This is a genomic window from Streptomyces sp. JJ38 (assembly GCF_019303475.1).
GTDB lineage: Bacteria > Actinomycetota > Actinomycetes > Streptomycetales > Streptomycetaceae > Streptomyces.
In genome coordinates, this window is sequence record NZ_JABLSI010000015.1 from 66,471 (window position 1) to 87,570 (window position 21,100).

The 21,100-nt window shown below is 73.0% G+C and carries 18 protein-coding genes; 10 read left to right on the forward strand and 8 right to left on the reverse strand.

Annotated elements, in window-relative coordinates; genetic code table 11:
- Positions 1–4: 4 nt before the first annotated feature.
- The 8 genes from HPT28_RS10550 (at position 5) to HPT28_RS10585 (ending at position 10,936) form a co-directional block, all read left to right on the forward strand.
- Positions 5–943 carry a TauD/TfdA family dioxygenase gene (locus HPT28_RS10550; RefSeq protein ID WP_219090743.1) on the forward strand — a complete coding sequence of 313 codons (939 nt, stop codon included), beginning with the start codon at positions 5–7 and terminating at the stop codon, positions 941–943.
- Positions 940–1,533 (forward strand): FcoT family thioesterase, encoded by a 594-nt coding sequence (locus HPT28_RS10555; protein ID WP_219090744.1) that lies wholly within the window; start codon positions 940–942, stop codon positions 1,531–1,533. Before HPT28_RS10550 ends, HPT28_RS10555 begins: the two co-directional genes overlap by 4 nt.
- Complete coding sequence (locus HPT28_RS10560; protein ID WP_219090745.1) at positions 1,530–3,107, forward strand: long-chain-fatty-acid--CoA ligase; 1,578 nt, start codon at positions 1,530–1,532, stop codon at positions 3,105–3,107. Before HPT28_RS10555 ends, HPT28_RS10560 begins: the two co-directional genes overlap by 4 nt.
- Positions 3,108–3,198: 91 nt before the next feature.
- Positions 3,199–3,465, forward strand: a complete 267-nt coding sequence (locus HPT28_RS10565; protein ID WP_219090746.1) for a phosphopantetheine-binding protein — start codon at positions 3,199–3,201, stop codon at positions 3,463–3,465.
- The gene (locus tag HPT28_RS10570; protein ID WP_219090747.1) at positions 3,455–7,903 is read left to right on the forward strand and encodes a non-ribosomal peptide synthetase; all 4,449 of its coding nucleotides are present in this window, start codon (positions 3,455–3,457) and stop codon (positions 7,901–7,903) included. The genes HPT28_RS10565 and HPT28_RS10570 overlap by 11 nt, the downstream gene beginning before the upstream one ends.
- A gap of 107 nt (positions 7,904–8,010) precedes the next feature.
- Positions 8,011–9,111 (forward strand): ABC transporter substrate-binding protein, encoded by a 1,101-nt coding sequence (locus HPT28_RS10575; RefSeq protein WP_219090748.1) that lies wholly within the window; start codon positions 8,011–8,013, stop codon positions 9,109–9,111.
- A 62-nt stretch (positions 9,112–9,173) separates the two neighbouring features.
- Positions 9,174–10,145: an iron ABC transporter permease gene (locus HPT28_RS10580; RefSeq protein ID WP_219090799.1), complete on the forward strand. Its 972-nt coding sequence runs from the start codon at positions 9,174–9,176 to the stop codon at positions 10,143–10,145.
- Positions 10,142–10,936 (forward strand): ABC transporter ATP-binding protein, encoded by a 795-nt coding sequence (locus HPT28_RS10585; RefSeq protein ID WP_219090749.1) that lies wholly within the window; start codon positions 10,142–10,144, stop codon positions 10,934–10,936. The genes HPT28_RS10580 and HPT28_RS10585 overlap by 4 nt, the downstream gene beginning before the upstream one ends.
- Before the next feature lie 151 nt (positions 10,937–11,087).
- On the opposite strand, the gene HPT28_RS10590 is transcribed toward HPT28_RS10585, so the two are convergent.
- From HPT28_RS10590 to HPT28_RS10605, 4 genes are all read right to left on the reverse strand, one after another.
- Entirely contained in the window at positions 11,088–11,561 is a 474-nt protein-coding gene (locus tag HPT28_RS10590; RefSeq protein WP_219090750.1) for a diadenosine tetraphosphate hydrolase, read from the reverse strand.
- Positions 11,562–11,609: 48 nt separating this feature from the next.
- Positions 11,610–12,182, reverse strand: a complete 573-nt coding sequence (locus tag HPT28_RS10595; protein ID WP_219090751.1) for a Uma2 family endonuclease — start codon at positions 12,180–12,182, stop codon at positions 11,610–11,612.
- A gap of 119 nt (positions 12,183–12,301) precedes the next feature.
- Positions 12,302–13,222 carry a menaquinone biosynthesis prenyltransferase MqnP gene (gene mqnP / locus HPT28_RS10600; RefSeq protein ID WP_219090752.1) on the reverse strand — a complete coding sequence of 307 codons (921 nt, stop codon included), beginning with the start codon at positions 13,220–13,222 and terminating at the stop codon, positions 12,302–12,304.
- Complete coding sequence (locus tag HPT28_RS10605) at positions 13,219–14,664, reverse strand: menaquinone biosynthesis decarboxylase (RefSeq protein WP_219090753.1); 1,446 nt, start codon at positions 14,662–14,664, stop codon at positions 13,219–13,221. The genes mqnP and HPT28_RS10605 overlap by 4 nt, the downstream gene beginning before the upstream one ends.
- Before the next feature lie 75 nt (positions 14,665–14,739).
- Here HPT28_RS10605 and HPT28_RS10610 point away from each other — a divergent pair, with 75 nt between their 5' ends.
- Both HPT28_RS10610 and HPT28_RS10615 read left to right on the forward strand, forming a co-directional pair.
- Positions 14,740–15,210, forward strand: coding sequence for a PLD nuclease N-terminal domain-containing protein (locus tag HPT28_RS10610; protein ID WP_374226948.1), 471 nt, complete (start codon positions 14,740–14,742; stop codon positions 15,208–15,210).
- A gap of 184 nt (positions 15,211–15,394) precedes the next feature.
- Positions 15,395–16,642 (forward strand): hypothetical protein, encoded by a 1,248-nt coding sequence (locus HPT28_RS10615; protein WP_219090754.1) that lies wholly within the window; start codon positions 15,395–15,397, stop codon positions 16,640–16,642.
- Positions 16,643–16,701: 59 nt separating this feature from the next.
- Here HPT28_RS10615 and ccsB read toward each other — a convergent pair whose 3' ends face one another.
- From ccsB to HPT28_RS10635, 4 genes are read right to left on the reverse strand one after another with little or no spacing between them, the layout of a single operon-like run.
- Positions 16,702–17,820, reverse strand: a complete 1,119-nt coding sequence (gene ccsB / locus HPT28_RS10620; RefSeq protein WP_219090755.1) for a c-type cytochrome biogenesis protein CcsB — start codon at positions 17,818–17,820, stop codon at positions 16,702–16,704.
- Positions 17,821–17,823: 3 nt separating this feature from the next.
- Positions 17,824–19,671, reverse strand: coding sequence for a cytochrome c biogenesis protein ResB (locus HPT28_RS10625; RefSeq protein WP_219090756.1), 1,848 nt, complete (start codon positions 19,669–19,671; stop codon positions 17,824–17,826).
- 4 nt (positions 19,672–19,675) lie between these two features.
- Complete coding sequence (locus HPT28_RS10630) at positions 19,676–20,440, reverse strand: cytochrome c biogenesis CcdA family protein (RefSeq protein WP_219090757.1); 765 nt, start codon at positions 20,438–20,440, stop codon at positions 19,676–19,678.
- 19 nt (positions 20,441–20,459) lie between these two features.
- Complete coding sequence (locus HPT28_RS10635; RefSeq protein ID WP_219090801.1) at positions 20,460–21,077, reverse strand: TlpA disulfide reductase family protein; 618 nt, start codon at positions 21,075–21,077, stop codon at positions 20,460–20,462.
- Positions 21,078–21,100: the final 23 nt, after the last annotated feature.

Here is a 21,100-nt window from a genome sequence, read left to right on the forward strand (position 1 = left end):
AGCCATGGAGATCACCGTCCGCACCGACGCCCAGCTCGGCGCCGAGGCCAACGACTTCGACCACCGCACCGCGAGCGAGGACGACATCGTCCGGCTCAAGGAGGCCGTGTACCGCCACAAGATCGTGGTGCTCAAGCAGCAGGACCTCTCCCCGCGCGCGTTCCTGGAGCTCGGCCGCCGTCTGGGCCGCCCGGAGACGTACTACGAGGAGATGTACCACCACCCCGAGGTGCCGGAGGTCTTCGTCTCCTCCAACGTTCCGGAGGACGGCAAGCAGGTCGGCGTTCCCAAGACGGGCAAGTTCTGGCACGCCGACTACATGTTCATGCCCGACCCCTTCGGGCTGACCCTCATCTATCCGCAGGTCATACCTGAGCGCAACCGGGGCACGTACTTCATCGACATGGGCCGCGCCTACGAACGGCTGCCCGAGGACCTGCGCCGGGAGATCGCCGGGACCCGCTGCGTCCACAGCGTGCGCAAGTACTTCAAGATCCGCCCGCACGACGTGTACCGGCCGCTGTCCGAGATCATCGACGAGGTCGAGCGCAAGTCGCCGCCCGTCACGCACCCCACCACGTTCACCCACCCCATGACCGGCGAGACGGTGCTCTACCTCAGCGAGGGCTTCACCGTCGGCATCGAGGACGAGGACGGCAAGCCGCTCGACGACCTGCTGCTGGACCGCCTCTACGAGGCCACCGGGCAGCGGGACGAAACGTACAGCCACGAGAACATCCACCTGCAGAGCTTCGAGAAGGGCGACCTGCTGGTCTGGGACAACCGCAGCCTCATCCACCGCGCCCTGCACACCAGCACCCCCGAGCCCACCGCCTCCTACCGCGTCACCGTGCACGACGAGAAGCCGCTCTACGAGGGGCTCGTCCACGAGGACGCCCGGCCCGAGGGCGCTCCGGGCGCGCCGGAGGTGGGCACACGATGACCGCCACCCGCGTCCAGGACCCCGCCCCGAGCGCGGGCGCGGAAACCCGCCACCCGACCGACGGCCCGCTGCTCACCCGGGTGCTGCGGCCCTACAAGCCGGGCTGCGCCTACCTGAGATCGGCGGAGGTCACCGTCTCCGGGGACGGGCGGCTCGCCGTGCACGGCACCTTCTCCATCCCCGAGTCCTGCTACATCGACGACACCGGGCACCTCAACGCCGTCGAAGTCAACATCGCCTACAACCAGATGATGTACTACGCGGTCGCGAAGTCGGTGAAGGAGCGGCTGCTGCCCGAGTTCGGCGACTGGACGCTGGAGGACTACTGGCGCCACCAGCTCCCCGACATCCTCATCGTCCGCTTCCACAGCACCTTCCGGCGCCCCGTCAGCCCGCGCGACTTCACGGGCTCCATGGAGTTCACCGGGTTCAGCCGTCCGCGTCGCACCGCCGACGCCCGCCCCATGGTGCTGGCCGACACCGCGTTCCGGTACGCCGACGCCGCGGGCGGGCGCTGCGACGGCGAGGTGCGGCTCGCCCTCGTCGGCCTCGGCGGCGGAGCCCTCGGCAGCGCGGAGGAGGCCCCGTGACGCTGCCCACTCTGGTGGACTCGCTGCGCGAGCAGGCCCGGCTGCGCCCCGACCACCCCGCCGTCCGCTGCGGCCCGCACGTCCTCACCTACGCCGAACTCCACGCGGCCGGTACGCGGGTGGCCCGGCGGCTGCGGCAGGCGGGGCTGCGCCCCGGGGACCGGGTGGTCTACCTGGGCAAGGAGTCCGAGCGCTACTACGAGATCCTCTACGGCTGCGCGCTCGCCGGCACCGTCCTCGTACCGCTCAACTGGCGGCTCACCGCCGTCGAGGTCAGCCACGTCCTCGCCGACTCGGGCGCGGAGCTGGTGTTCCTGGAGTCCGCCTTCGAGGAGCTGCTGCGGCAGGTGGACGACGCGGCCCGGCCCTCGCGGCACGTCCTGCTCGGGGACGACCGCCGGGACGCGTATGCCCGCTGGAAGGCGGACGCGGACGCCGACGACGCCCACGGCGGCGACGTGGCGGACGCGGGTGGCGCGCTCACGCCGGACACCCCCGTCGTCCAGCTCTACACGAGCGGAACCACCGGGCTGCCCAAGGGCGTCGTGCTCGCCCACCGCTCCTTCGCCGCCGTCCGCACCGCCATGGCGGAGGCGGGCGTCGACTGGATCGACTGGCGGCCCGAGGACGTGAGCCTCATCGGCATCCCCGGCTTCCACGTCGGCGGGCTGTGGTGGGCCACCCAGAACCTGGCCCGCGGCGCCACCGTCGTCGCCCTGCCCGCCTTCACGGCACGGGACGCCGTCCGCGCCGTCCGCGAGCACGGGGTGACGACCGCCTGCGTCGTGCCGTCCATGCTGCGGCTGCTGCTCGCCGAACCGGACGTCGGCCCCGCCGACTTCGCCAGCCTGCGGAAGATCGTCTACGGGGGCTCCCCGATCACCGAGGACCTGCTCGAACGCAGCCTCCGCGTGTTCGGCGCCGAGTTCGCCCAGATCTACGGCCTGACGGAGACGGGCAACACGGCCGTGTGCCTGCCGCCCGCCGACCACCGGCCCGGACAGCCCCGCATGCGCGCCGCGGGCCGCCCCTACCCCGGGGTGCGGGTCAAGGTCGTGGACGCGAAGGGCGCGGAGCTCCCGGCCGGACGGGTCGGCGAGGTATGCCTGGCCACCCCGGCCCGGATGGTCGAGTACTTCGGACTGCCCGAGCGCACGGCCGAGACGCTCGTCGACGGCTGGGTCCACACCGGCGACGCCGGCTACCTGGACGACGAGGGCTACGTCTTCATCCAGGACCGCATCAAGGACGCGATCATCGTCGCCGGGGAGAACGTCTACCCGGCGGAGATCGAAGACGCCCTGGAGAAGCACCCGGGCGTGGCCGACGCCGTCGTCGTCGGCGCACCGGACGACAGCTGGGGCGAGCGCGTGCACGCCTTCTGGGTCCCGGCGCCCGGCACCCCGCCCACGCGCCGCGAGCTGCACCGCTTCCTGACCGAGCGGCTGGCCGCCTTCAAACTGCCCGCCGCGTACGAGGAGATCGCGCACGTGCCGCGCAACCCCAGCGGGAAGATCCTCCGCCGCGAGCTGCGCGACCGGCTGTGGGACGGGCGCGACCGCAAGGTCAACTAGCCCGTCCCCCAACCGACCCGAGCGCCCCGCCCGCCCCCTTCCGGCGCGCGCCCTGGCCCGCCGCCCCGAACGCACCCCCCAGGAGAGGACGATGAACGAACGAGTCGAGGCCGTCACCCCGGCCTCCTTCCGGGCCGATCTGGCGGAGCTCCTCCACCAGAGCCCCGACGAGGTGGACCTCAGCGAGGGCCCGGTCGACGCGGGGCTGGACTCGCTGCGCATCAGCACCCTCGCCGAGCGCTGGCGGGCCGCGGGCGTCGAGGTCGGCTACGTCGACCTCGCCGAGCGCGGCACGTTCCAGGAGTGGTGGGAACTGCTGGCCGCGCGCATGGGGCGGACGGTGCCCGATGGCCGCTGACGCCGCGACGGCACCCGGTCTGCCCCTGCTCGCCGCGCAGTGGGGCATCTGGGCCGCCCAGCAACTCGACCCGGACAGCGCCGCGTTCAACACCGCCGAGTACCTCGCCATCGACGGCCCCCTCGACCCGGCGCTGTTCGAGGCCGCGCTCCGCCGCACCGTCGCCGAGACCGACGCCCTGCGGGTGCGGTTCAGCGTCACGGACGGCGTCCCGCGCCAGCACGTCCTGGAGACCGTGGAGGCGACACCGGAGTACGCGGACCTCAGCGGGGAACCCGACCCCCAGGCCGCCGCGCACGCCCGGATGGCCGCCGACCTGGACCGCCCGGTCGACCTCACCTCCGAACCCGTCTTCGCCCACGCCCTGTTGCGCACCGGACCCGAACGGCACCTGTGGTACCACCGGGTGCACCACATCGCGCTGGACGGCTACGGGCTCTCGCTCGTCGCCCGCCGGGTCGCCGAGGTGTACACGGCACTGGCCCGCGGGGACGAGCCGGGCGAACGTCCCTTCGGCACCCTGGAGTCCGTGCTCGCCGAGGAGCGCGCCTACCTCACCTCCGAGCGGCACGCCCGCGACCGGGGGCACTGGACCGAGCGGTTCGCCGACCGGCCGCACGTGCCCACCTTCGCCGCCGGCGGCCGGACCGCCCTGCCCGCCCGCGGCTTCCGGCGGCACGTCGCCGACCTCGGCCCCCGCGACTCCGCCCGGCTGCGCGAGCTCGCCGGCGAACTCGGCGTCACCTGGCCCGACGTCGTCCTGGCACTCACGGCCGCAGCGCTGCACCGGCACACCGGCGCGCCCGAGGTGGTGCTCAGCGTCCCGGCCACCGCCCGCCTGGGTTCCGTGAGCCTGCGGGTGCCCTGCATGGTCCGCAACATCCTCCCGCTGCGGCTGTCCGTCGGCCCCGGTGACACACTCCGCGAGCTCGCGGTGCGCACCTCGGCCGAACTGCGCGCCGCCACCCGGCACCAGCGCTACCGGTACGAGCAGCTCCGCCGGGACACCCGGCTGATCGGCGGCGAGCGCCGCCTGTCCGGCCCCGGCGTCAACATCATGCCCTTCGCCTACGCGCTGGACTTCGGGACCGCGACCAGCACCGCGCACAACCTCACCGCCGGGCCCGTGGACGACTTCTCCGTCAACGTCTACGACCGCGGCGAGGGCGGCCTGCGCGTCGCGTTCGACGCCCATCCCGACCTCTACACCGAGGACGAACTCGCCGACCGGGCCGGGGAGCTGCTCTCCCTGCTGCGCGACGCCACGCCCGTCGGCGTCCTCGGCCGCGCACCCGCCGCCGCGCGGACGCCGCGCCCCGCCCCCGGCCGCCCCGCCCCCGGCCGACGCGTCACCGTCCTCGACGGCGGCCCGCTGCCCGGCCCCGTGCGCTCCGTACCGGAGCTGATCGCCGCCCGGGCCGCCGAGAACGGCGAGCGGACCGCGCTGGTGGCCGGGGACCACGCCCTCAGCTACGCCGAACTGCACCGGGACGCCGAGGCCCTGGCAGCGCGCATGGCCGAGCTGGGCGTCCGGCGCGGCGCCCTCGTGGCGGTGCTGCTGCCACGCGGGGCCGAGGCGATCACCGCCGTCCTGGCCGCGTTCGCCGCCGGTGCCGCCTACTGCCCGCTGGACGTCGCCGCCCCGGCCGCCCGCACCACGGCGCTGCTCGACGACGCGGCCCCGGCCCTCGTCGTCACCGTCCGCGCCCACGCCGACCGCGTACCGGCCGGCACCCCGGTCCTGCTGCTCGACGACGCCGAGGCGGCTCAGGCACCCCGGGAGCCGGGCCCCGCGGCGGAGGACGCGGAGGCAGGGGACGCGGAGGCGGCGGACGCCGCCTACGTCATCTTCACCTCCGGCTCCACCGGCACCCCGAAGGGCGTGCGCGTCGGGCAAACGGCGCTGGCCCGGTTCGTCGCCGCGGCGACGGAACGCTACGGGGTGACCGCCGAGGACCGGATACTCCAGTTCGCGCCGCTGCACTTCGACGCGAGTGTCGAGGAGATCTTCGTGACCCTGTGCGCGGGGGCGACCCTCGTCCTGCGCACCCCGGAGATGACCGAGTCCGTCGACACCCTCCTGCGGGCCTGCGCCCACCACCGGGTGACCGTGCTCGACCTGCCCACCGCCTACTGGAACGAACTCGCCTACGCCGTCGCGGGCCGCGCCGTCACCCTGCCCGCGAGCCTGCGCGCCGTCGTCATCGGCGGCGAGAGCGCCCACCCGGAGCGGGTGGACCGCTGGCGGGAGGCGGTCGGTGACGCCGTCCGGCTGTTCAACACCTACGGGCCCACCGAGGCCACGGTGGTCGCCACCGTGGCCGAGCTGAGCGATCCCGGTCTGCCGCGCGGCGAGGTGCCCATCGGGCTGCCGCTCCCGGGCACCACCGTCGCCGTCGTGTCGGACGGCGGCGCCGGACCGAGCGAGGGCGGCGAGCTGTACCTCCTCGGCGACTCGCTCGCCCTCGGCTACCTCGGCCGCCCCGAGCAGGAGGCCGCCGCCTTCGCCCCGCTGACCGAACTGCCCGGCGGCCCCCGCGCCTACCGCACCGGAGACCTCGCGGAGTTCGGCGCGGACGGCCAGCTGCGCTTCCTGGGCCGCGCCGACGACGAGTTCAAGATCAGCGGCCATCGGGTCCAGCCCGCCGAGGTGGAGTCGGCGCTGCTGGGCCACCCCCGGGTTCGGGAGGCCGCCGTCGTGGGGCAGGAGCTGCCCGACGGCACCAAGCGGCTCGTGGCGCACGTCGTCACCGAGGCCCCGGCACCGGACGAGGCCGAGCTGCGCGCGCACGCCCGCGCGGCGCTCCCGGCCCCGCTGGTGCCCGCGCTCTTCGTCCCCGCCGCGCGGCTGCCCCGCACCGGCACCGGCAAGATCGACCGCCGGGCCCTCACCCCGCCCGACGCCGTGCCCGCCGACCCGGCTCCGGAGCCGCGGGGCGAGACCGTCGGCGTCATCCTGGAGGTCTGGCAACAGGCCCTCGGGGGGAGGCGGCTGACCGCGCACGACGACTTCTTCGACGCCGGCGGCCAGTCGCTCCAGGCCATCCAGGCCGCCAACCGGCTGACGGTACGGCTCGGCCGGGACGTGCGGGTCGCGACGCTCTTCCAGCACCCCACCGCCGCCGGGCTCGCCGCCGCCCTCGAGGAGGCCGACGCCCGCGCGGACGCCGGGGACACGGCCTCCGACAGCGGGGACGGCGCCGGGGACGGCGCCGCGCCCGGGCTGCCCGCCCAGGCGCTGGAGGACGCCGTCCTCACCCTGCCCGCGCCCGTGCCGTCCCGCCCGCCGGTGGGCACGGAGGGCCCCGGGCGGGTGCTGCTCACCGGCGCCACCGGGTTCGTCGGCGCCCAGCTCCTCGCCGAACTCCTGCGCCGCACCACGGCGGAGATCGTCTGCCCGGTGCGCGCCCCGGACGCCGAGGCCGCCGGGCGGCGGCTGGAACGGGCGCTCGCGGCCCAGGGCCTCACACCCGAACCGGAGGCGGCCAAGCGGATCGTGCCGCTCCCGGCCGACCTGGCCCGGCCCCGGCTCGGGCTGGACGAGGCCGGGTGGGCCGACCTCGCCGCCGGCGTCGACCTGGTGTGCCACAACGGCGCCATGGTCAGCGTGATGCGCGAGTACGCCTCGCTGCGGTCCGCCAACGTGGAGGCCACGCGGGACCTGCTCACCCTCGCCGCCGTCCGGGGCGTGCCGTTCCACCTCGTCTCGACGCTCTCGGTCGCCCAGCCGAGAGCCCGCGCCGCCGAGGTGCCCGAGGACTTCCTCCCGGCGCACCCGGGGCTCGTGACGGGCTACCAGCAGTCCAAGTGGGTCGCCGAGCGGCTGGCCGAGCAGGCCGCCGGGCTCGGGCTGCCGGCGACCGTGCACCGGCTCGGGCGGGTCACGGGCGAGGCCCGCACCGGCCACGTCAACCCGCAGGACGTGCTGTGGGGTGTCCTGCGCACGGGCGTGCCCCACGGCGTCCTGCCCGAGCTGTTCGAACGGGAGGTGTGGACCCCGGTGGACTACGTCGCCCGCGCCCTGGTCCACGTGATGCTGGCCGCCGAGCCACCCGGCGGCGTCCTCAACCACGCCCCCGCGCCACCGATACCGCTCGCCGAGCTGTACGAGGCGCTGCGCGCCTACGGCTATCCCGTCCGCTCCGTGCCGATCGGCCGCTGGCACGCCGAGCTGACGTCGTCCCGCCCCGAGGCCGTCCGGGAGGGCGTGGCCGCCACCACACTGTCCTTCTTCGACTCCTGGGAGGCCCCGGACACCGGCGGCGGCGCGGGAGCCGAGACGCTCGACATCGGCACCGTGCGCGCCGGTCGGGCCGCCGCCGCGCTCGACGGCAGCGGGGTGACGTGCCCGCCCCCGGACCGCGAGCTCGTCTTCCGCTATCTCGACCACTGCGTGGCCACCGGGGCCCTGCCCGCGCCAACCACCGGGCAGGGCTGACGCCCGGTCGCACCACGGGCGGCGGGCGCGCGCCGGGAACCAGGGGCGCCCGCCGTCCGACTACTGCACGGAAGGTCGCCCACCCCTATCCGTGCCCGGGAGTCTCCATGCCCTCGCCCCGTTCCACCGTCGCCCTGGGCGCGGTGCTGGCCGCCGTCTGCCTGGCCGCCGTGGCCTGCGCTCCGGCCGACAGCACCACCGTCGGCTCGGCCACCCCGACCGCCGCCGGCAGCCAGGACGCCTGGCAGGGCGAGGGCTACCCGGTGACGCTCGACGTCTGCGGCGTCGAGCAGACCTTCGAACAGGCCCCCGAGCGCGTGGTCGTGATGAACGGCGCCTCCGTGGCGGAGGTCTCCACACTCCTCGCCCTCGGCCTGGAGGACCGCATCGTGGCCAACGCCCAGAGCTACGGCCGCTCGGAGGTGAAGGGGCGAGCCGAGGCGATCGACAAGCTGCCGACCGGCGACGTCCGCCGCAACGACCTCCAGGACTTCCCCCGCGAGTCGATGCTCGCCCTCAAGCCGGACCTCGTGCTCTCCACCACCGGCTTCGGCTTCCGCTCGGAGAACGGCTTCGCCACCCGCGAGGAGCTGGCCAAGGCCGGGGCCGACACCTACATACCGCGCAAGGGCTGCGACGAGCGCGCCGCGCTCGACGACCCGCCGACCATCGAGGACAGCTACGCCATGCTGCGCGACCTCGGCGCCGTCTTCGACGTCCGGGAGCGGGCGGAGAAACGTATCGACGCCTCCGAGAAGCGCATCGCGGCCACCGCGGAAGCCGTCCGCGAAGCCCGCCGGAAGCAGGGCACGGGCGAGGAGGACAAGCCCGAAGTCCTCGTCGTCTTCGCCAACATGAGCATGGGCGCCAACCAGTACAGCTCCGTCGCCGCCCGCGGCATCTGGAACGACATCCTGGCCAGGGCCGGAGCCCGCAACGCCTTCGCCGACGCCTCCCCCACCATGTTCGCCGACCTCAGCGCCGAGCAGCTCGCCGCGACGGACGTCGACGCCGTCGTCGTCGTCGCCTGGCAGCCCGGGGACGACGCCGACGCCTACGCCCGCGAACTCCTCGACACCTTCCCCCAGTGGCCCGCCGCCCGCGAGGACCGGTACACCGTCCTGTCCGACTCCATCTACCTCGGCCCCTCGAACCACCTCGCCGTCGAACGCGTCGCCGGCCTGCTCTACCCCGCAACCGCACGATGACCCGCACGGCACCTCCCCTGCCCGTCCTGCTCCTCGGGCTCACCCTCGCCCTGCTCGCCCTCATGCTGGTCGCCGTCGGCATCGGCTCCGTCTCCGTCCCGCCCGACGAGACCTGGCGCATCGTCCTCGCCCAACTCACCGGCGGCTCCGGCACCGGCACCGACCCCACCCACACCCAGATCATCTGGGACTTCCGCGTACCGCGCGTCCTGCTCGCCGCGCTCGCCGGCACCGGGCTCGCCGTCGCCGGGGTGGTGCTCCAGGCCGTCGTCGCCAACCCCATCGCCGACCCCTACGTCCTCGGCATCTCCTCCGGCTCCGCCCTCGGCGCCGTCCTCGCCCTCTCCTTCCTGCCCCTGACCGTCGGCTGGATCGGCGTCTCCGCGGCCGCGTTCCTCGGCGCCATGCTCTCGGCCGCCCTCGCCTTCCTCCTCGGCCGCCGCGCCGGACGGATCGCCCCCACCCGCCTCGTCCTCTCCGGCGTGGCCATCGGCTACCTCTTCCTCGCCGCCACCAGCTTCCTCCAACTCCGCGCCACCCCGGGCGAGCTGCGCTCCGTCATGTTCTGGATGCTCGGCAGCGTCGCCGGCGCGAGCTGGCAGCAGCTCCCCGTCGCCGCCACCGTCATCCTCGCCACCACCGTCGTGCTCGTGCTGCTCGCCCGACGCCTCAACACCCTGCTCATGGGCGACGAGACCGCCACCGCGCTCGGCGTCGACGTCCACCGGCTGCGCGCCGTCCTCCTCGTCCTCTCCGCCCTCCTCACCGGCACGGTGATCGCGGTGGCCGGCGGCATCGGCTTCGTCGGCCTCGTCGTCCCCCACCTCGTCCGGCTCAGCTGCGGCGGCGACCACCGCAGGCTCCTCCCCCTGGCCGCCCTCACCGGCGCCGCCTACCTCGTCGCCGTCGACCTCCTCTCCCGCACCGTGGACCGCCCCAACGAACTCCCCATCGGCATCTTCACCGCCTTCTTCGGCGCCCCGTTCTTCCTGTGGCTCCTGCGCCGCAACACCAGCCTGGACGCCGCCGCATGAGGCTGACGGTGGAACAGCTGTGCGTCGCCCTCGGCGGCAAGCCCGTCCTCCACGACGTCACCCTCGACGCCGCGGACCGCGAGATCGTCGGACTCGTCGGCCCCAACGGCAGCGGCAAGTCCACCGTGCTGCGCGCCGTCTACCGCTCCCTGCGCCCCGAGCACGGTGCCGTCCGCGTCTGCGGCGACGACGTGTGGCGGCTCACCGCCCGCCAGGCCGCCCGCCGCACGGCCGCCGTCCTCCAGGACGCCACCGGCAACCCCGTGGGGCTCAGCGTCGCCGAGGTCGTCGCCATGGGCCGCACCCCGCACCACGGACTGTTCGGCCGCGACGACGCCGGCGACCACCGCGCCGTACGGGAAGCCCTCGCCGCCTGCACCGCCGGCCACCTCGTCGACCGCGAGTTCACCTCCCTGTCCGGCGGCGAACGGCAACGCGTGCTGCTCGCCCGCGCCCTCGTCCAGCGCCCCCGCCTCCTCGTCCTGGACGAACTCACCAACCACCTGGACATCCGGGCCCGCTTCGAACTCCTGGAGCTCGTCCGCTCGACCGGCGTGACCACCCTCGCCGTCCTCCACGACCTCGACCTCGCCGTCCGGCTCTGCGACCGCGTCGTCGTCCTGCACGAGGGCGCCGTCGTGGCCTCGGGGCCGGTCCTGGAGACCCTCACCTCCGCGCTCCTGGCCGAGGTGTTCGGCGTCGCGGCCACCGTCGACCGCCACGCCGACGGCGTCACCCGCGTCACCTACGCCGCCGACCCCCTGGCCGACCGGGCTGTCCAGGTGCGTTGACCTCACCCCCGGCCACCGCCACGGCGTTCGACGCGGTGCTGTGCGATCCGGACGAAGCCCGGGCAGCGGGCGCGCGCTGGGAACCGCGGTGGCGACGGCGCCGTTCGGGGCCGGCGAAGCGGTGGTCGCCCCGCTCCGTCAGGCGTCGGGCTCAGCTCGTCAGGCGGTCCAGCTCCTCGCCGATCGCCTCCCGCACGGCGTCGTGCCGCTCCCCGAGCGCGTACCGCTCGTCGCTCCACCGGTCCCGTGGATACAGCCACACCGGCAGGCTGACGCGTTCGGCGGGCTCCCACTCGAACCGGGGCCACACGTGGGCGTGCAGGAAGCCATCGGTGTTGCCCAGGATCTCCAGATTCACCCGGCGGAAGGCCGGGTCAAGCCCCCGGCAGGCCCTCTCGACAGCCTCGCCCAGCCGGTCCATGTCGGACAGGAAGGCCAGCCGCCTGCTCCTCGGCAGGTCGGACAGCCGCTGGACGGCGGGGTCGTCCGTCAACAGCACCGAGTACCCGGGCAGGAACTGGACGTCCCCGATCGCCGCGAACCCCGCGTCCAGCCGCCGCAGCACCGTCGGGTTCTCACCCCGGAGCGCGCTGCCGATCCGGTCGTTCCGCCAGTCCCCGTCCATGACCGGTGACCCTACACACCCTTGATCACCGGGGCCGGGGCGGCCTGCCTAGGCGCGGTCCGCCGTGCCCCGGTCGACCGGGAGCGCGGTCGTGTCGAAGCTCAGTTTGCCGACCGGGGTGTCCACGGACACCGTCCCGCCGTACGGGAACGTGTCCCGGCCCCGGTAGCCCTCGGGGCCCGGGTTCCACAGGGTGACGCAGTGCGCCTGGTAGGGATCGAAGATCAGGTAGACCGGGATACCGGCCCGGGCGTACCGCGTGTTCTTGACCTCGTAGTCATTGCGCACGCTCGTGGGCGACACAACCTCGGCGGCGAACTCGACAAGCTCCGGGGAGTAATGAGTGAGATTCTTGTCCTTCTCCACGGCCGGGATAACGGCCAAGTCGGGGCAGAACTCGAACTCCGCATCGATCGGGATACTCACACCGCCCATCAGGGCCAGGCCGTCCGGCAACTGCGGTTTCAGCTCGGTCCACAGCGCCACGATGGTCTCAAGGTGGTAGGGACGGACTGGACTCATCACGATGTTGCCCTCAACGATCTCTGTCGTATAGCCCGGAAACTGGTCCTCCAGGCGGCTGAGCTGTGAGTGCAGGCGGTCCAGATCCGAGATCACCACGGCGCTCTCCCTTCCTTGCCCTCATGGTACGAGCAGAGGCTATGAAGGCCCCTGCGCCGCATATGCCGAGACTGCCGACGTCGCACCCGAACGGGTGACGCTCGGCGCCGACGTCACGGTCAGAGCGTGAGGCCGCGGACGGCGAGGTCGGTGAGGGCGCAGACGAAGAGGGCGATGCCGATGAAGCCGTTCACCGTGAAGAAGGCGCGGTTGAGCCGGGAGAGGTCGCCGGGCCGGACGATGGCGTGCTCGTACGCGAACGCGGCGGCGACGACGACGAGGCCCGCCCAGAAGAACGCGCCGGCGTCCGTGGCCAGGGCGAACCAGACGAACAGGGCGAGCGTGACGACGTGACTGGCCCGGGAGGCGTGGAGGGCGGCGGCGATACCGAAGCGGGCGGGTACCGAGCCGACGCCCTCCTCGCGGTCGGCCTCGACGTCCTGGCAGGCGAAGATCAGGTCGAAGCCGCCGATCCAGACGCCGACCGCCAGGCCGAGCAGGACCGCGTCCCAGGACCAGGCACCGGTGACGGCGAGCCAGGCGCCGATGGGGCCGATCGCCTGCGCGAGCCCGAGGATGGCGTGCGGGTAGGTCGTGAACCGCTTGCCGTAGGGGTAGACGACCATCGGGACGACGGCGAGCGGCGACAGCACGAGGCACAGCGGGTTGAGCGCGGCGGCCGCGGCGAGGAAGAGGGCGAGCGCGATCAGCGCGCCCGTCCACGCCGTACGCACGGACACCGCACCGGTGACCAGCTCACGGGAGGCCGTGCGGGGGTTGCGGGCGTCGATCTCCCGGTCGATGATCCGGTTCGCCGCCATCGCGAAGGTGCGCAGCGTCACCATCGCCACGGTGACGAGGAACAGCGTCCACCACTGGACCGAGCCGCCATGCAGGTACATCGCGGTGAGCGAGGCGATGTAGGCGAAGGGCAGGGCGAAGACGGAGTGCTCGACCATCACCAGCCGCAGGAACGCGCGCACCCGGCCGGACGGCGCCGGGGCGGGCGGCGGCCCGGTGAGCGACCCCGTGGCGCTCACAGCCCGTACTCCCGCCAGCGCCGGTCCACCAGGGCCGCCGTGTCCGGGTCGGAGGTGACCATCTCCGGCCAGCCGCGGGTGTAGCCCTCCTCGGGCCACTTCGCGGTGGCGTCGATGCCGGCCTTGCCGCCCCAGAACTGCTGGTAGGAGGCGTGGTCCAGGTGGTCCACCGGGCCTTCGACGACGCTGAGGTCGCGGGCGTAGTCGGTGTTGCCCAGGGCCCGCCAGGCCACTTCGTGCAGGTCGTGGACGTCACAGTCGGAGTCGACGACGATGATCAGCTTGGTCAGCGACATCATGTGGGCGCCCCACACGGCGTGCATGACCTTCTGGGCGTGTTTGGGGTACTTCTTGTCGATCGAGATGATCGCGCAGTTGTGGAAGCCCCCGGCCTCGGGCAGGTGGTAGTCCACGATGTCCGGAATGATGATCTTCAGCAGGGGGAGGAAGAAACGCTCGGTGGCGCGGCCCAGCGGGCCGTCCTCGGTCGGCGGGCGGCCGACGACGATCGACTGGAGCAGCGGGCGCTTGCGCGTGGTGACGCAGTCGATCGTCAGCGCCGGGAAGTCCTCCTGCGGCGTGTAGAAGCCGGTGTGGTCGCCGAACGGCCCCTCCGGCAGCATCCTGCCCGGTTCGAGCCAGCCCTCCAGGACGACCTCGGCCTGCGCGGGCACCTGGAGCGGGACGGTCTTGCAGTCCACCATCTCCACCCGGCGGCCCTGGAGGAAGCCGGCGAACAGGTACTCGTCGATGTCCCCCGGCAGCGGGGCGGTGGAGGCGTAGGTGACGGCGGGCGGGCAGCCGAAGGCGATGGCGACGGGCAGTCGCTCGCCGCGCCGCGCGGCGACCTGGTAGTGGTTGCGGCTGTCCTTGTGGATCTGCCAGTGCATGCCGATCGTGCGGCGGTCGTGGCGCTGAAGCCGGTACAGGCCGAGGTTGCGGACGCCGGTGTCCGGGTCCTTGGTGTGGGTGAGGCCCAGGTTGAAGAACGAACCGCCGTCCTCGGGCCAGGTGAACAGCGCGGGCAGCTCGTCCAGGTCGACCTCGTCGCCCACGCGGACGACGTCCTGCACGGGGGCGTCCTTCACCTTGCGCGGCGGGACGTGGGTCATGCCCGCCAGCTTGCCGAAGGCCTCCCGGAAGCCGACGAAGCCCTGCGGCAGCTCGGGCTTCAGCAGCCCCCCGATGCGCTCCGAGATCTCCGCGTAGGACTTCAGGCCGAGCGCCTTCAGCAGCCGTCTGTCGGTGCCGAAGACGTTCATGGCCAGCGGCATCGCCGAGCCCTTGACGTTCTCGAACAGCAGCGCGGGGCCGCCCGCCTTGTTCACCCGGTCGGTGATTTCCCCGACCTCCAGGTACGGGTCGACCTCAGCCGTCACGCGCTTGAGATCACCATCGCGTTCCAGCGCCCGAAGCAGCGAACGGAGATCCTCGAATGCCATGGGTGCCAGTATCCGCCATCGCCGCGCGCCCACGGCGGCGGGGCGGGCGCCGCGGCGCGTACGCACCGTAGGCTGGTGGCGTACGACGTGCTCGGCCGTGCGGAACCCCGCGCGGGTCACATGCTCTGGGGGCTGCCCACAATGCTGCGGACTCTTCCGTTCCTGCTGATGCTCGCGGTGTGGATCTACGCCTTCGTGGAGTGCCTCAACACGCCCGAGCAGGAGGTGCGCAAGCTCCCCAAGGTGGCATGGGTGATCATCATCCTGCTGTTCGTGCCGCTGGGCCCGATCGCCTGGTTCATCGCGGGGCGCCCGCGCCGCAACGCGCCCTACGGCGCCGTGCGCTCGGACGAGCGCCGCTGGGTCGCCCCCGACGACAACCCGAACTTCCTGAAGTCCCTCGACGAGCGCGACGGCGAGCAGGAGCGACGTGACCGGGGCCGGGAGCGGGAACGAGGGGACCGGGAGCGGCGCCCGCGCCGGGACGCCGACGACGAACCCCCCGCGAGCGACGCGGGCCCCGAGGACCCGCCCCCGTCCCGCTGACCCGCCCCCGTCCCGCTGACCCGGGCACGGCCCCGCCACGCCCGCCCCGCCACGCCCCGGACACAGCCCGGCCCTTGCCCGGCCCCGGGGCAAAGGCTGGGCAAATCCGGCGCCCGTACGGAACCCCGCGGGCGCGGACTGCCTCCTTGCCGGTGACGGCGACGTCGCTGCGAGGGAGAGTGCCATGGCCGGGATGGACCGACGGAGGCTGCTGGGGCTGGGGGCCGCAGCGACGGCATCGCTGGCGGTGGGGCTGACGGGCTGCTCCGGCGGGACGGACGCCGACGCGCGCGGGCCCGCCGACGGGAGCGAGGGGCCGGGCAAGAGCACCGAGGGCCCCCAGGAGAAGCCGATCGGTGACGGCTCGACCGCCGACACCGGGCCGCAGCCGAACCAGCCGCCCGCGCCCCGGCCGCTCGAGCCGGGCGAGAAGCCGCCCCAGTTCGTCGTCTTCTCCTGGGACGGCGCGGGCGAGGTCGGCAACGGGCTGTTCCCCCGGTTCCGCAAGGTGGCCGAGGACCACGGTGCGGCGATGACGTTCTTCCTCTCCGGGCTGTATCTGCTCCCGGAGTCGCAGCGGAACAAGTACCGGCCCCCGGGTAACGCCGTCGGCGCCTCCGACATCGGCTACCTGAAGGACGAGAACATCCGGCTGACGCTGGAGAACCTGCGCGCCGCCTGGCTGGAGGGCCACGAGATAGGCACGCACTTCAACGGCCACTTCTGCGGCGGCTCCGGTTCGGTGGAGCACTGGACGCCGCAGGAGTGGCGCTCGGAGATCGAGCAGGCGAAGAGGTTCGTCTCCGAGTGGCGCACGAACACCGGGTTCACCGACCTGAAGCCGCTGCCGTTCGACTACGACAAGGAGCTCATCGGCGCCCGCACGCCCTGCCTGCTCGGCCAGGACAACCTGCTGCCGACGGCGGCGGAACTGGGATGGCGCTATGACGCCAGCTCCTCGGGCGGGCTCCAGGTGTGGCCGCGCAAGCGGCAGGGGGTGTGGGACCTCCCGCTCCAGTCGCTGCCGTTCCCGGGCCACAGCTTCGAGGTGCTGTCCATGGACTACAACATCCTCGCCAACCAGTCCCAGGCGACGACCAAGGGCCCGCCCGCCAACTACCCGAGGTGGCGCCAGCAGGCCATCGACACCTACGTCCAGGGCTTCCAGCGCGCCTACGAGACGAACCGGGCGCCGCTTTTCATAGGCAACCACTTCGAGGAGTGGAACGGCGGCATCTACATGGACGCCGTCGAGGAGTCCCTGAAGCAGATGGCGGGCGGGGGCTACTCCGACGTGCGGCTGGTCTCGTTCCGGCAGTTGGTCGACTGGCTCGACGTGCAGGACCCGGCCGTGCTGGCCAAGCTGCGCGACCTGCCCGTGGGCCGGGCCCCGGCGGCGGGCTGGAAGAGCTACCTGTCCGGCGCCGCCTGAGCCCGCGCGTCAGGACCGCCCGTGGTACGACGCCGGGCGGTCCCTCGGACGTGCGGCCGTCAGACGCCCGCGTAGGAGTGCTGGCCGTTGAAGAGGAAGTTCACGCCGTAGTAGTTGAACAGGAAGGTCGCGAACGCGATCAGGGCCAGATAGGCGGCCTTGCGGCCCCGCCACCCGGCCGTCGCCCGGGCGTGCAGGTAACAGGCGTAGGCGGCCCAGGTGATGAAGGACCAGACCTCCTTCGGGTCCCAGCCCCAGTACCGGCCCCAGGCGCTCTCCGCCCAGATCGCCCCGGCCACGATGGTGAACGTCCAGAACGGGAAGACGGCCGCGTTGAGGCGGTAGGCGAACTTGTCCAGCGAGGCGGCCGAGGGCAGTCGTTCCAGCACCGAGGTGGCGAACGCGCCGGGCTTTCCGCCACGCTCCAGCTTCGCCTCGTAGTGGTCGCGGAAGAGGTAGAGGCCGGTGCCGACGGCCCCGAGGTAGAACAGCGCGCCGCAGGCGATCGCCAGCGAGACGTGGATGACCAGCCAGTACGAGTCGAGCGCGGGCGGGAGCTGGTCGCTCTCGGTGTACAGCACGGTGGTGGCCAGGCCCAGGTCCAGCAGGACGGTCGTGACCAGCGGCAGTCCGAGCCAGCGGACGTTCTTCTTGGCCAGCACCATCGCCAGGTAGGAGCCGACGGCCAGCACCGAGAACGTCGTGGAGAACTCGTACATGTTCGCCCACGGCACGCGCCCCACGGACAGGCCACGGGTGACGACGCCGACGGCGTGGATGCAGAACGCCAGGATCGTCAGGGCCAGCGCGATGGTGCCGTAGAGGTCGCCCTGCTCGTCACCGGCGGCGGCCCCGGGCCCGTCGGGCACGTCCGCGCGGCCAGTGGACGAGCGGGAGACGACCTTCGGCCGGTCCAGCACGGTGGTGCCACCGCCCCGGGTGGCCTTCGCCCCCTTGACCCGCACCTCCGGTACGGCCGCGGCGCGCCGGCCCGGCTCCCGCTCCCCGCCCCTGCCCGGGCTCAGCGCGGCCGCCGTGCGGGCGACTCTGCTGCGCGTGCCGAAGACCCACTCGGCGACGTGGCCGAGGAAGGCGAGGACGTAGACCGCCATCGCCATGTGGACGACGGTGGTGCTGAAGTCGGCCAGTGACTGGTTGTTCGCGGCGGCGAGGTTCACGGCTCAGCTCCTTCGGCGTTGGTCGGTGCCGACGGCGGAGCCGCCGTCCGGCGAGGGGTCTGCGGGGTCGGTGGCGGTGCGTGGCTCAGCCTGCGGCTCGGCGCCAGGCTCCGGCGCGGCGCTGGCGTCGGCGTCGGCATCCGGCCTGGCGCCAGGCCCCGGCTCGGCGTCGGCGTCCGGCTCGGCGTCGGCGTCCGGCTCGACGGGCTCCGCCTTCGCGGACAGGTCGGCCACGAGTTGGTTCAGCTCCTCGGAGAGCCGCGCCGACTCGCTGCGGCCCAGCCCGGCCAGCTCGACGGCGGTGTGCCCGTCGCCGTCCCGCCGGGCCCGCACCCACACGCGGCGGCGCTGGATGAACAGCGAGCCCGCGAGTCCGGCGATGGCGGCGAGCGCCCCGAACAGCGCCCAGCCGCTCGCGGGCTTCTGGGAGATGTTGAAGGACGCCCAGCGCTCGATGCCCTCGAACTTCAGCGTGCCCGCGCCGTCCGGCAGCTCCCAGGAGTCCCCGGGGCGGAGGGCCTCCCTGACGGTGTCGCCGTTCTCGTCCTCGAACGGCTCCATGTTGCGCTGGTCGAGCTGGTAGACGTTCTGGGAAAGTCCGGAGTCCAGGCCGAGGTCACCGTGGTGGGCGGACAACGAGAGCACCGGGTAGTTCAGCGCCGGGAACGTGGAGTGCGGCCCGAGGTCGGCGTTCAGCCCGTAGGTGGGGGTGAAGATGCCGACGAAGCCGAGCTGGTCGGGCTCGCCCTTCGCGTCGCGGTAGTCGGTGACCTTGATGACGCCCGCCGCGGTGCCCCCGACGTCCCGGGGCAGGAACGGCACCGGGCCCCGGAAGGCCAACTCGCCCTGTCCGTCGGTCACCGAGACGACGGGCGCGTACCCGTGGCCGATCAGATAGACCTTGGAGTCGCCGATCTCCAACGGGTGGTTGACCTCGATGCTGGCCTTCCGCTCGGGCCCGTCCACGCCCTCCCAGTAGGAGACGTCGGCGCGGAACTCGCGTGGCGTGCCCTTCTGCGGGCCGTCGGGCTCGAAGGAGGAGTGGAAGTCGTCGAGCGTGAAGCCGAACACGCCGAGGTCGTCGTAGTCGTAGAGGCTGCCGGAGGAGATGTCGTCGTACTGGGGCAGGGTGTTGGCGAAGGTGTGGCCCTGGACGAGCAGCTTGCCGCCCTCGACCTTCCACAGCTGGCCGACCGCGAAGGCGATGAGCATGAGGACGAGCGCCAGGTGGAAGAGCAGGTTCCCGGTCTCGCGCAGATAGCCCTTCTCGGCGGCCACCGATCCCTCGCCGTCGGCGACCCGGAAGCGGCGACCGCGCAGCAGCCCCCGGGCGGCGCCGAGCACCTCGTCCGGCGTGGCCTCGGTGCGCCAGCTCGCGTAGGCGGGCATGCGGTCGAGGCGACGCGGCGCGCGCGGCGGGGCGGCCCGGAGCTGGCCGACGAACTGCCAGCTCCGCGGAACGATGCAGCCGATGAGGGAGACGAACAGCAGCAGGTAGATGGCCGAGAACCACACCGAGCTGAAGACGTCGAAGAGCTGGAGCTTCTCGTAGATCGGCGTGAGGGTGGGGTGGTCCTGCTTGAACAGCTCGACCTTGAGCTGGTCCACGCCGTTCTGCGGGATCATCGAGCCCGGTACGGCGGCCAGCGCCAGCATGAGGAGCAGGAGGAGCGCCGTCCGCATGGAGGTGAGCTGCCGCCAGAACCAGCGGGCCCACCCGATGACCCCGATGCCCACGGGGCCCGGCGGCTCCTCACGCGGCGCCGTCGACAACTGCTGGTCCGCCTCACGGTTGCCCTCGGCGTGCTCCTCGGCATCGCGCGTGGCGTCGGCGCTCTCGACGGTGCTCATCGGCTCAGATCCCCACGGTGAAGTCGGACGACCACAGTTGCAGCTCGTACACGATCTCGGTCCAGACTCCGGTCACCAGCAGCAGGCCGACGGCGACGAGCATGCCGCCGCCGATCCGCATGACCAGCTTGTAGTGCTGCTTGACCCAGCCGAACGCGCCGAGCGCCTTGCGGAAGGCGAGGGCGGCGACGACGAACGGCAGGCCGAGCCCCAGACAGTAGGCCACCATGAGCGCCGCGCCCCGCCCGGCGCTGGCCTCGGTGAGCGCGAGCCCCTGCACCGCGCCCAGGGTGGGGCCCACGCAGGGCGTCCAGCCGATGCCGAACAGGATGCCCAGCAACGGCGCCCCGAGCAGGCCCACGGCGGGCCTGCGGTGGATGCGGAACTCCCGCTGGGTCAGCCCCGGCAGCAGCAGGCCCATGAACGACAGCCCCATCGCGATCGTCAGCACGCCGAGGATCCGCGTGATGACGTCCTGATGCTCCTGGAGCGTGTCGCCGAAGTAGCCGAACAGGGCCCCGGTGGAGACGAAGACGGCGGTGAAGCCACCGACGAAGAGGAGCGCGCCGGCGAGCATCCGGCCCCGGCGGGCGTCGGCGAGGTCGGCACCGGAGATGCCCGTCACGTACGACAGGTAGCCGGGGACGAGCGGCAGGACGCAGGGGGAGAAGAACGACACGAGGCCCGCGAGCAGGGCGATGGGCGCGGCCAGGAGGAGTGCGCCGCTGGTGACCGTGTCGGTGGTCGTGCCGGCGAGAAGCTGGTTCATGAGGGAGTCGCCGGGCCCGTCACTTCTCCGCCAGGACCGGCTCGATGAGCTCGCGCAGCTCCTCCGCGCCCAGGGGCTTGAGCGCTCGCGCGGCGATCTTTCCGTCGCGGTCCACCACGAGTGTGGAGGGAATCGCCTTGGGGGAAAGCGTGCCACGGGGGAACTTCAGGATCTGCCGCCCGCTGGGGTCGTAGATGCTGGGGTACGGGACGTCGAACCTCTCCTCGAACCGTCGCGCGGGCACGACGTCCAGATCCCGCGTGTTGATTCCGAGGAACCGGACGCCCTCGTCCGCCATGTCCTCGGCGACCTCGGCGAAATGCGGTGCCTCGACACGGCACGGCCCGCACCACGATCCCCAGACGTTGAGCACGACGACGTCGCCCGCGTAGTCGGAGAGCTTCACCTCGCCCTTGCCGTCGTCCTGGACCGTCTCCCCGCCGACATCGGGCGCCGCCACTCGGTCACCGGCCGGAACGACGCTGACCTGGCCGTTGCCGGAGACGAAGTTCGTCCCCTCGGCGCTGCTGACCTGCTGGTCCGAGCACCCGGACAGGGCCAGGGCCAAGGTACCCGCGAGGAGAGCGACGGCGGCGCGGGCACCAGAACGGATCCGGGGTCGACGGACCGGGCTCATAGTCATGTGAAAAGTTTCGCATG

Bases quoted from the DNA above. Each gene is read 5' to 3' on its own strand.
- HPT28_RS10550 (WP_219090743.1), top strand. From the start codon at position 5: ATGGAGATCACCGTCCGCACCGACGCCCAGCTCGGCGCCGAGGCCAAC.
- HPT28_RS10555 (WP_219090744.1), top strand. From the start codon at position 940: ATGACCGCCACCCGCGTCCAGGACCCCGCCCCGAGCGCGGGCGCGGAA.
- HPT28_RS10565 (WP_219090746.1), top strand. From the start codon at position 3,199: ATGAACGAACGAGTCGAGGCCGTCACCCCGGCCTCCTTCCGGGCCGAT.
- HPT28_RS10570 (WP_219090747.1), top strand. From the start codon at position 3,455: ATGGCCGCTGACGCCGCGACGGCACCCGGTCTGCCCCTGCTCGCCGCG.
- HPT28_RS10575 (WP_219090748.1), top strand. From the start codon at position 8,011: ATGCCCTCGCCCCGTTCCACCGTCGCCCTGGGCGCGGTGCTGGCCGCC.
- HPT28_RS10580 (WP_219090799.1), top strand. From the start codon at position 9,174: ATGCTGGTCGCCGTCGGCATCGGCTCCGTCTCCGTCCCGCCCGACGAG.
- HPT28_RS10585 (WP_219090749.1), top strand. From the start codon at position 10,142: ATGAGGCTGACGGTGGAACAGCTGTGCGTCGCCCTCGGCGGCAAGCCC.
- HPT28_RS10590 (WP_219090750.1), bottom strand. From the start codon at position 11,561: ATGGACGGGGACTGGCGGAACGACCGGATCGGCAGCGCGCTCCGGGGT.
- HPT28_RS10605 (WP_219090753.1), bottom strand. From the start codon at position 14,664: ATGGCATTCGAGGATCTCCGTTCGCTGCTTCGGGCGCTGGAACGCGAT.
- HPT28_RS10615 (WP_219090754.1), top strand. From the start codon at position 15,395: ATGGCCGGGATGGACCGACGGAGGCTGCTGGGGCTGGGGGCCGCAGCG.
- HPT28_RS10625 (WP_219090756.1), bottom strand. From the start codon at position 19,671: ATGAGCACCGTCGAGAGCGCCGACGCCACGCGCGATGCCGAGGAGCAC.
- HPT28_RS10630 (WP_219090757.1), bottom strand. From the start codon at position 20,440: ATGAACCAGCTTCTCGCCGGCACGACCACCGACACGGTCACCAGCGGC.
- HPT28_RS10635 (WP_219090801.1), bottom strand. From the start codon at position 21,077: ATGAGCCCGGTCCGTCGACCCCGGATCCGTTCTGGTGCCCGCGCCGCC.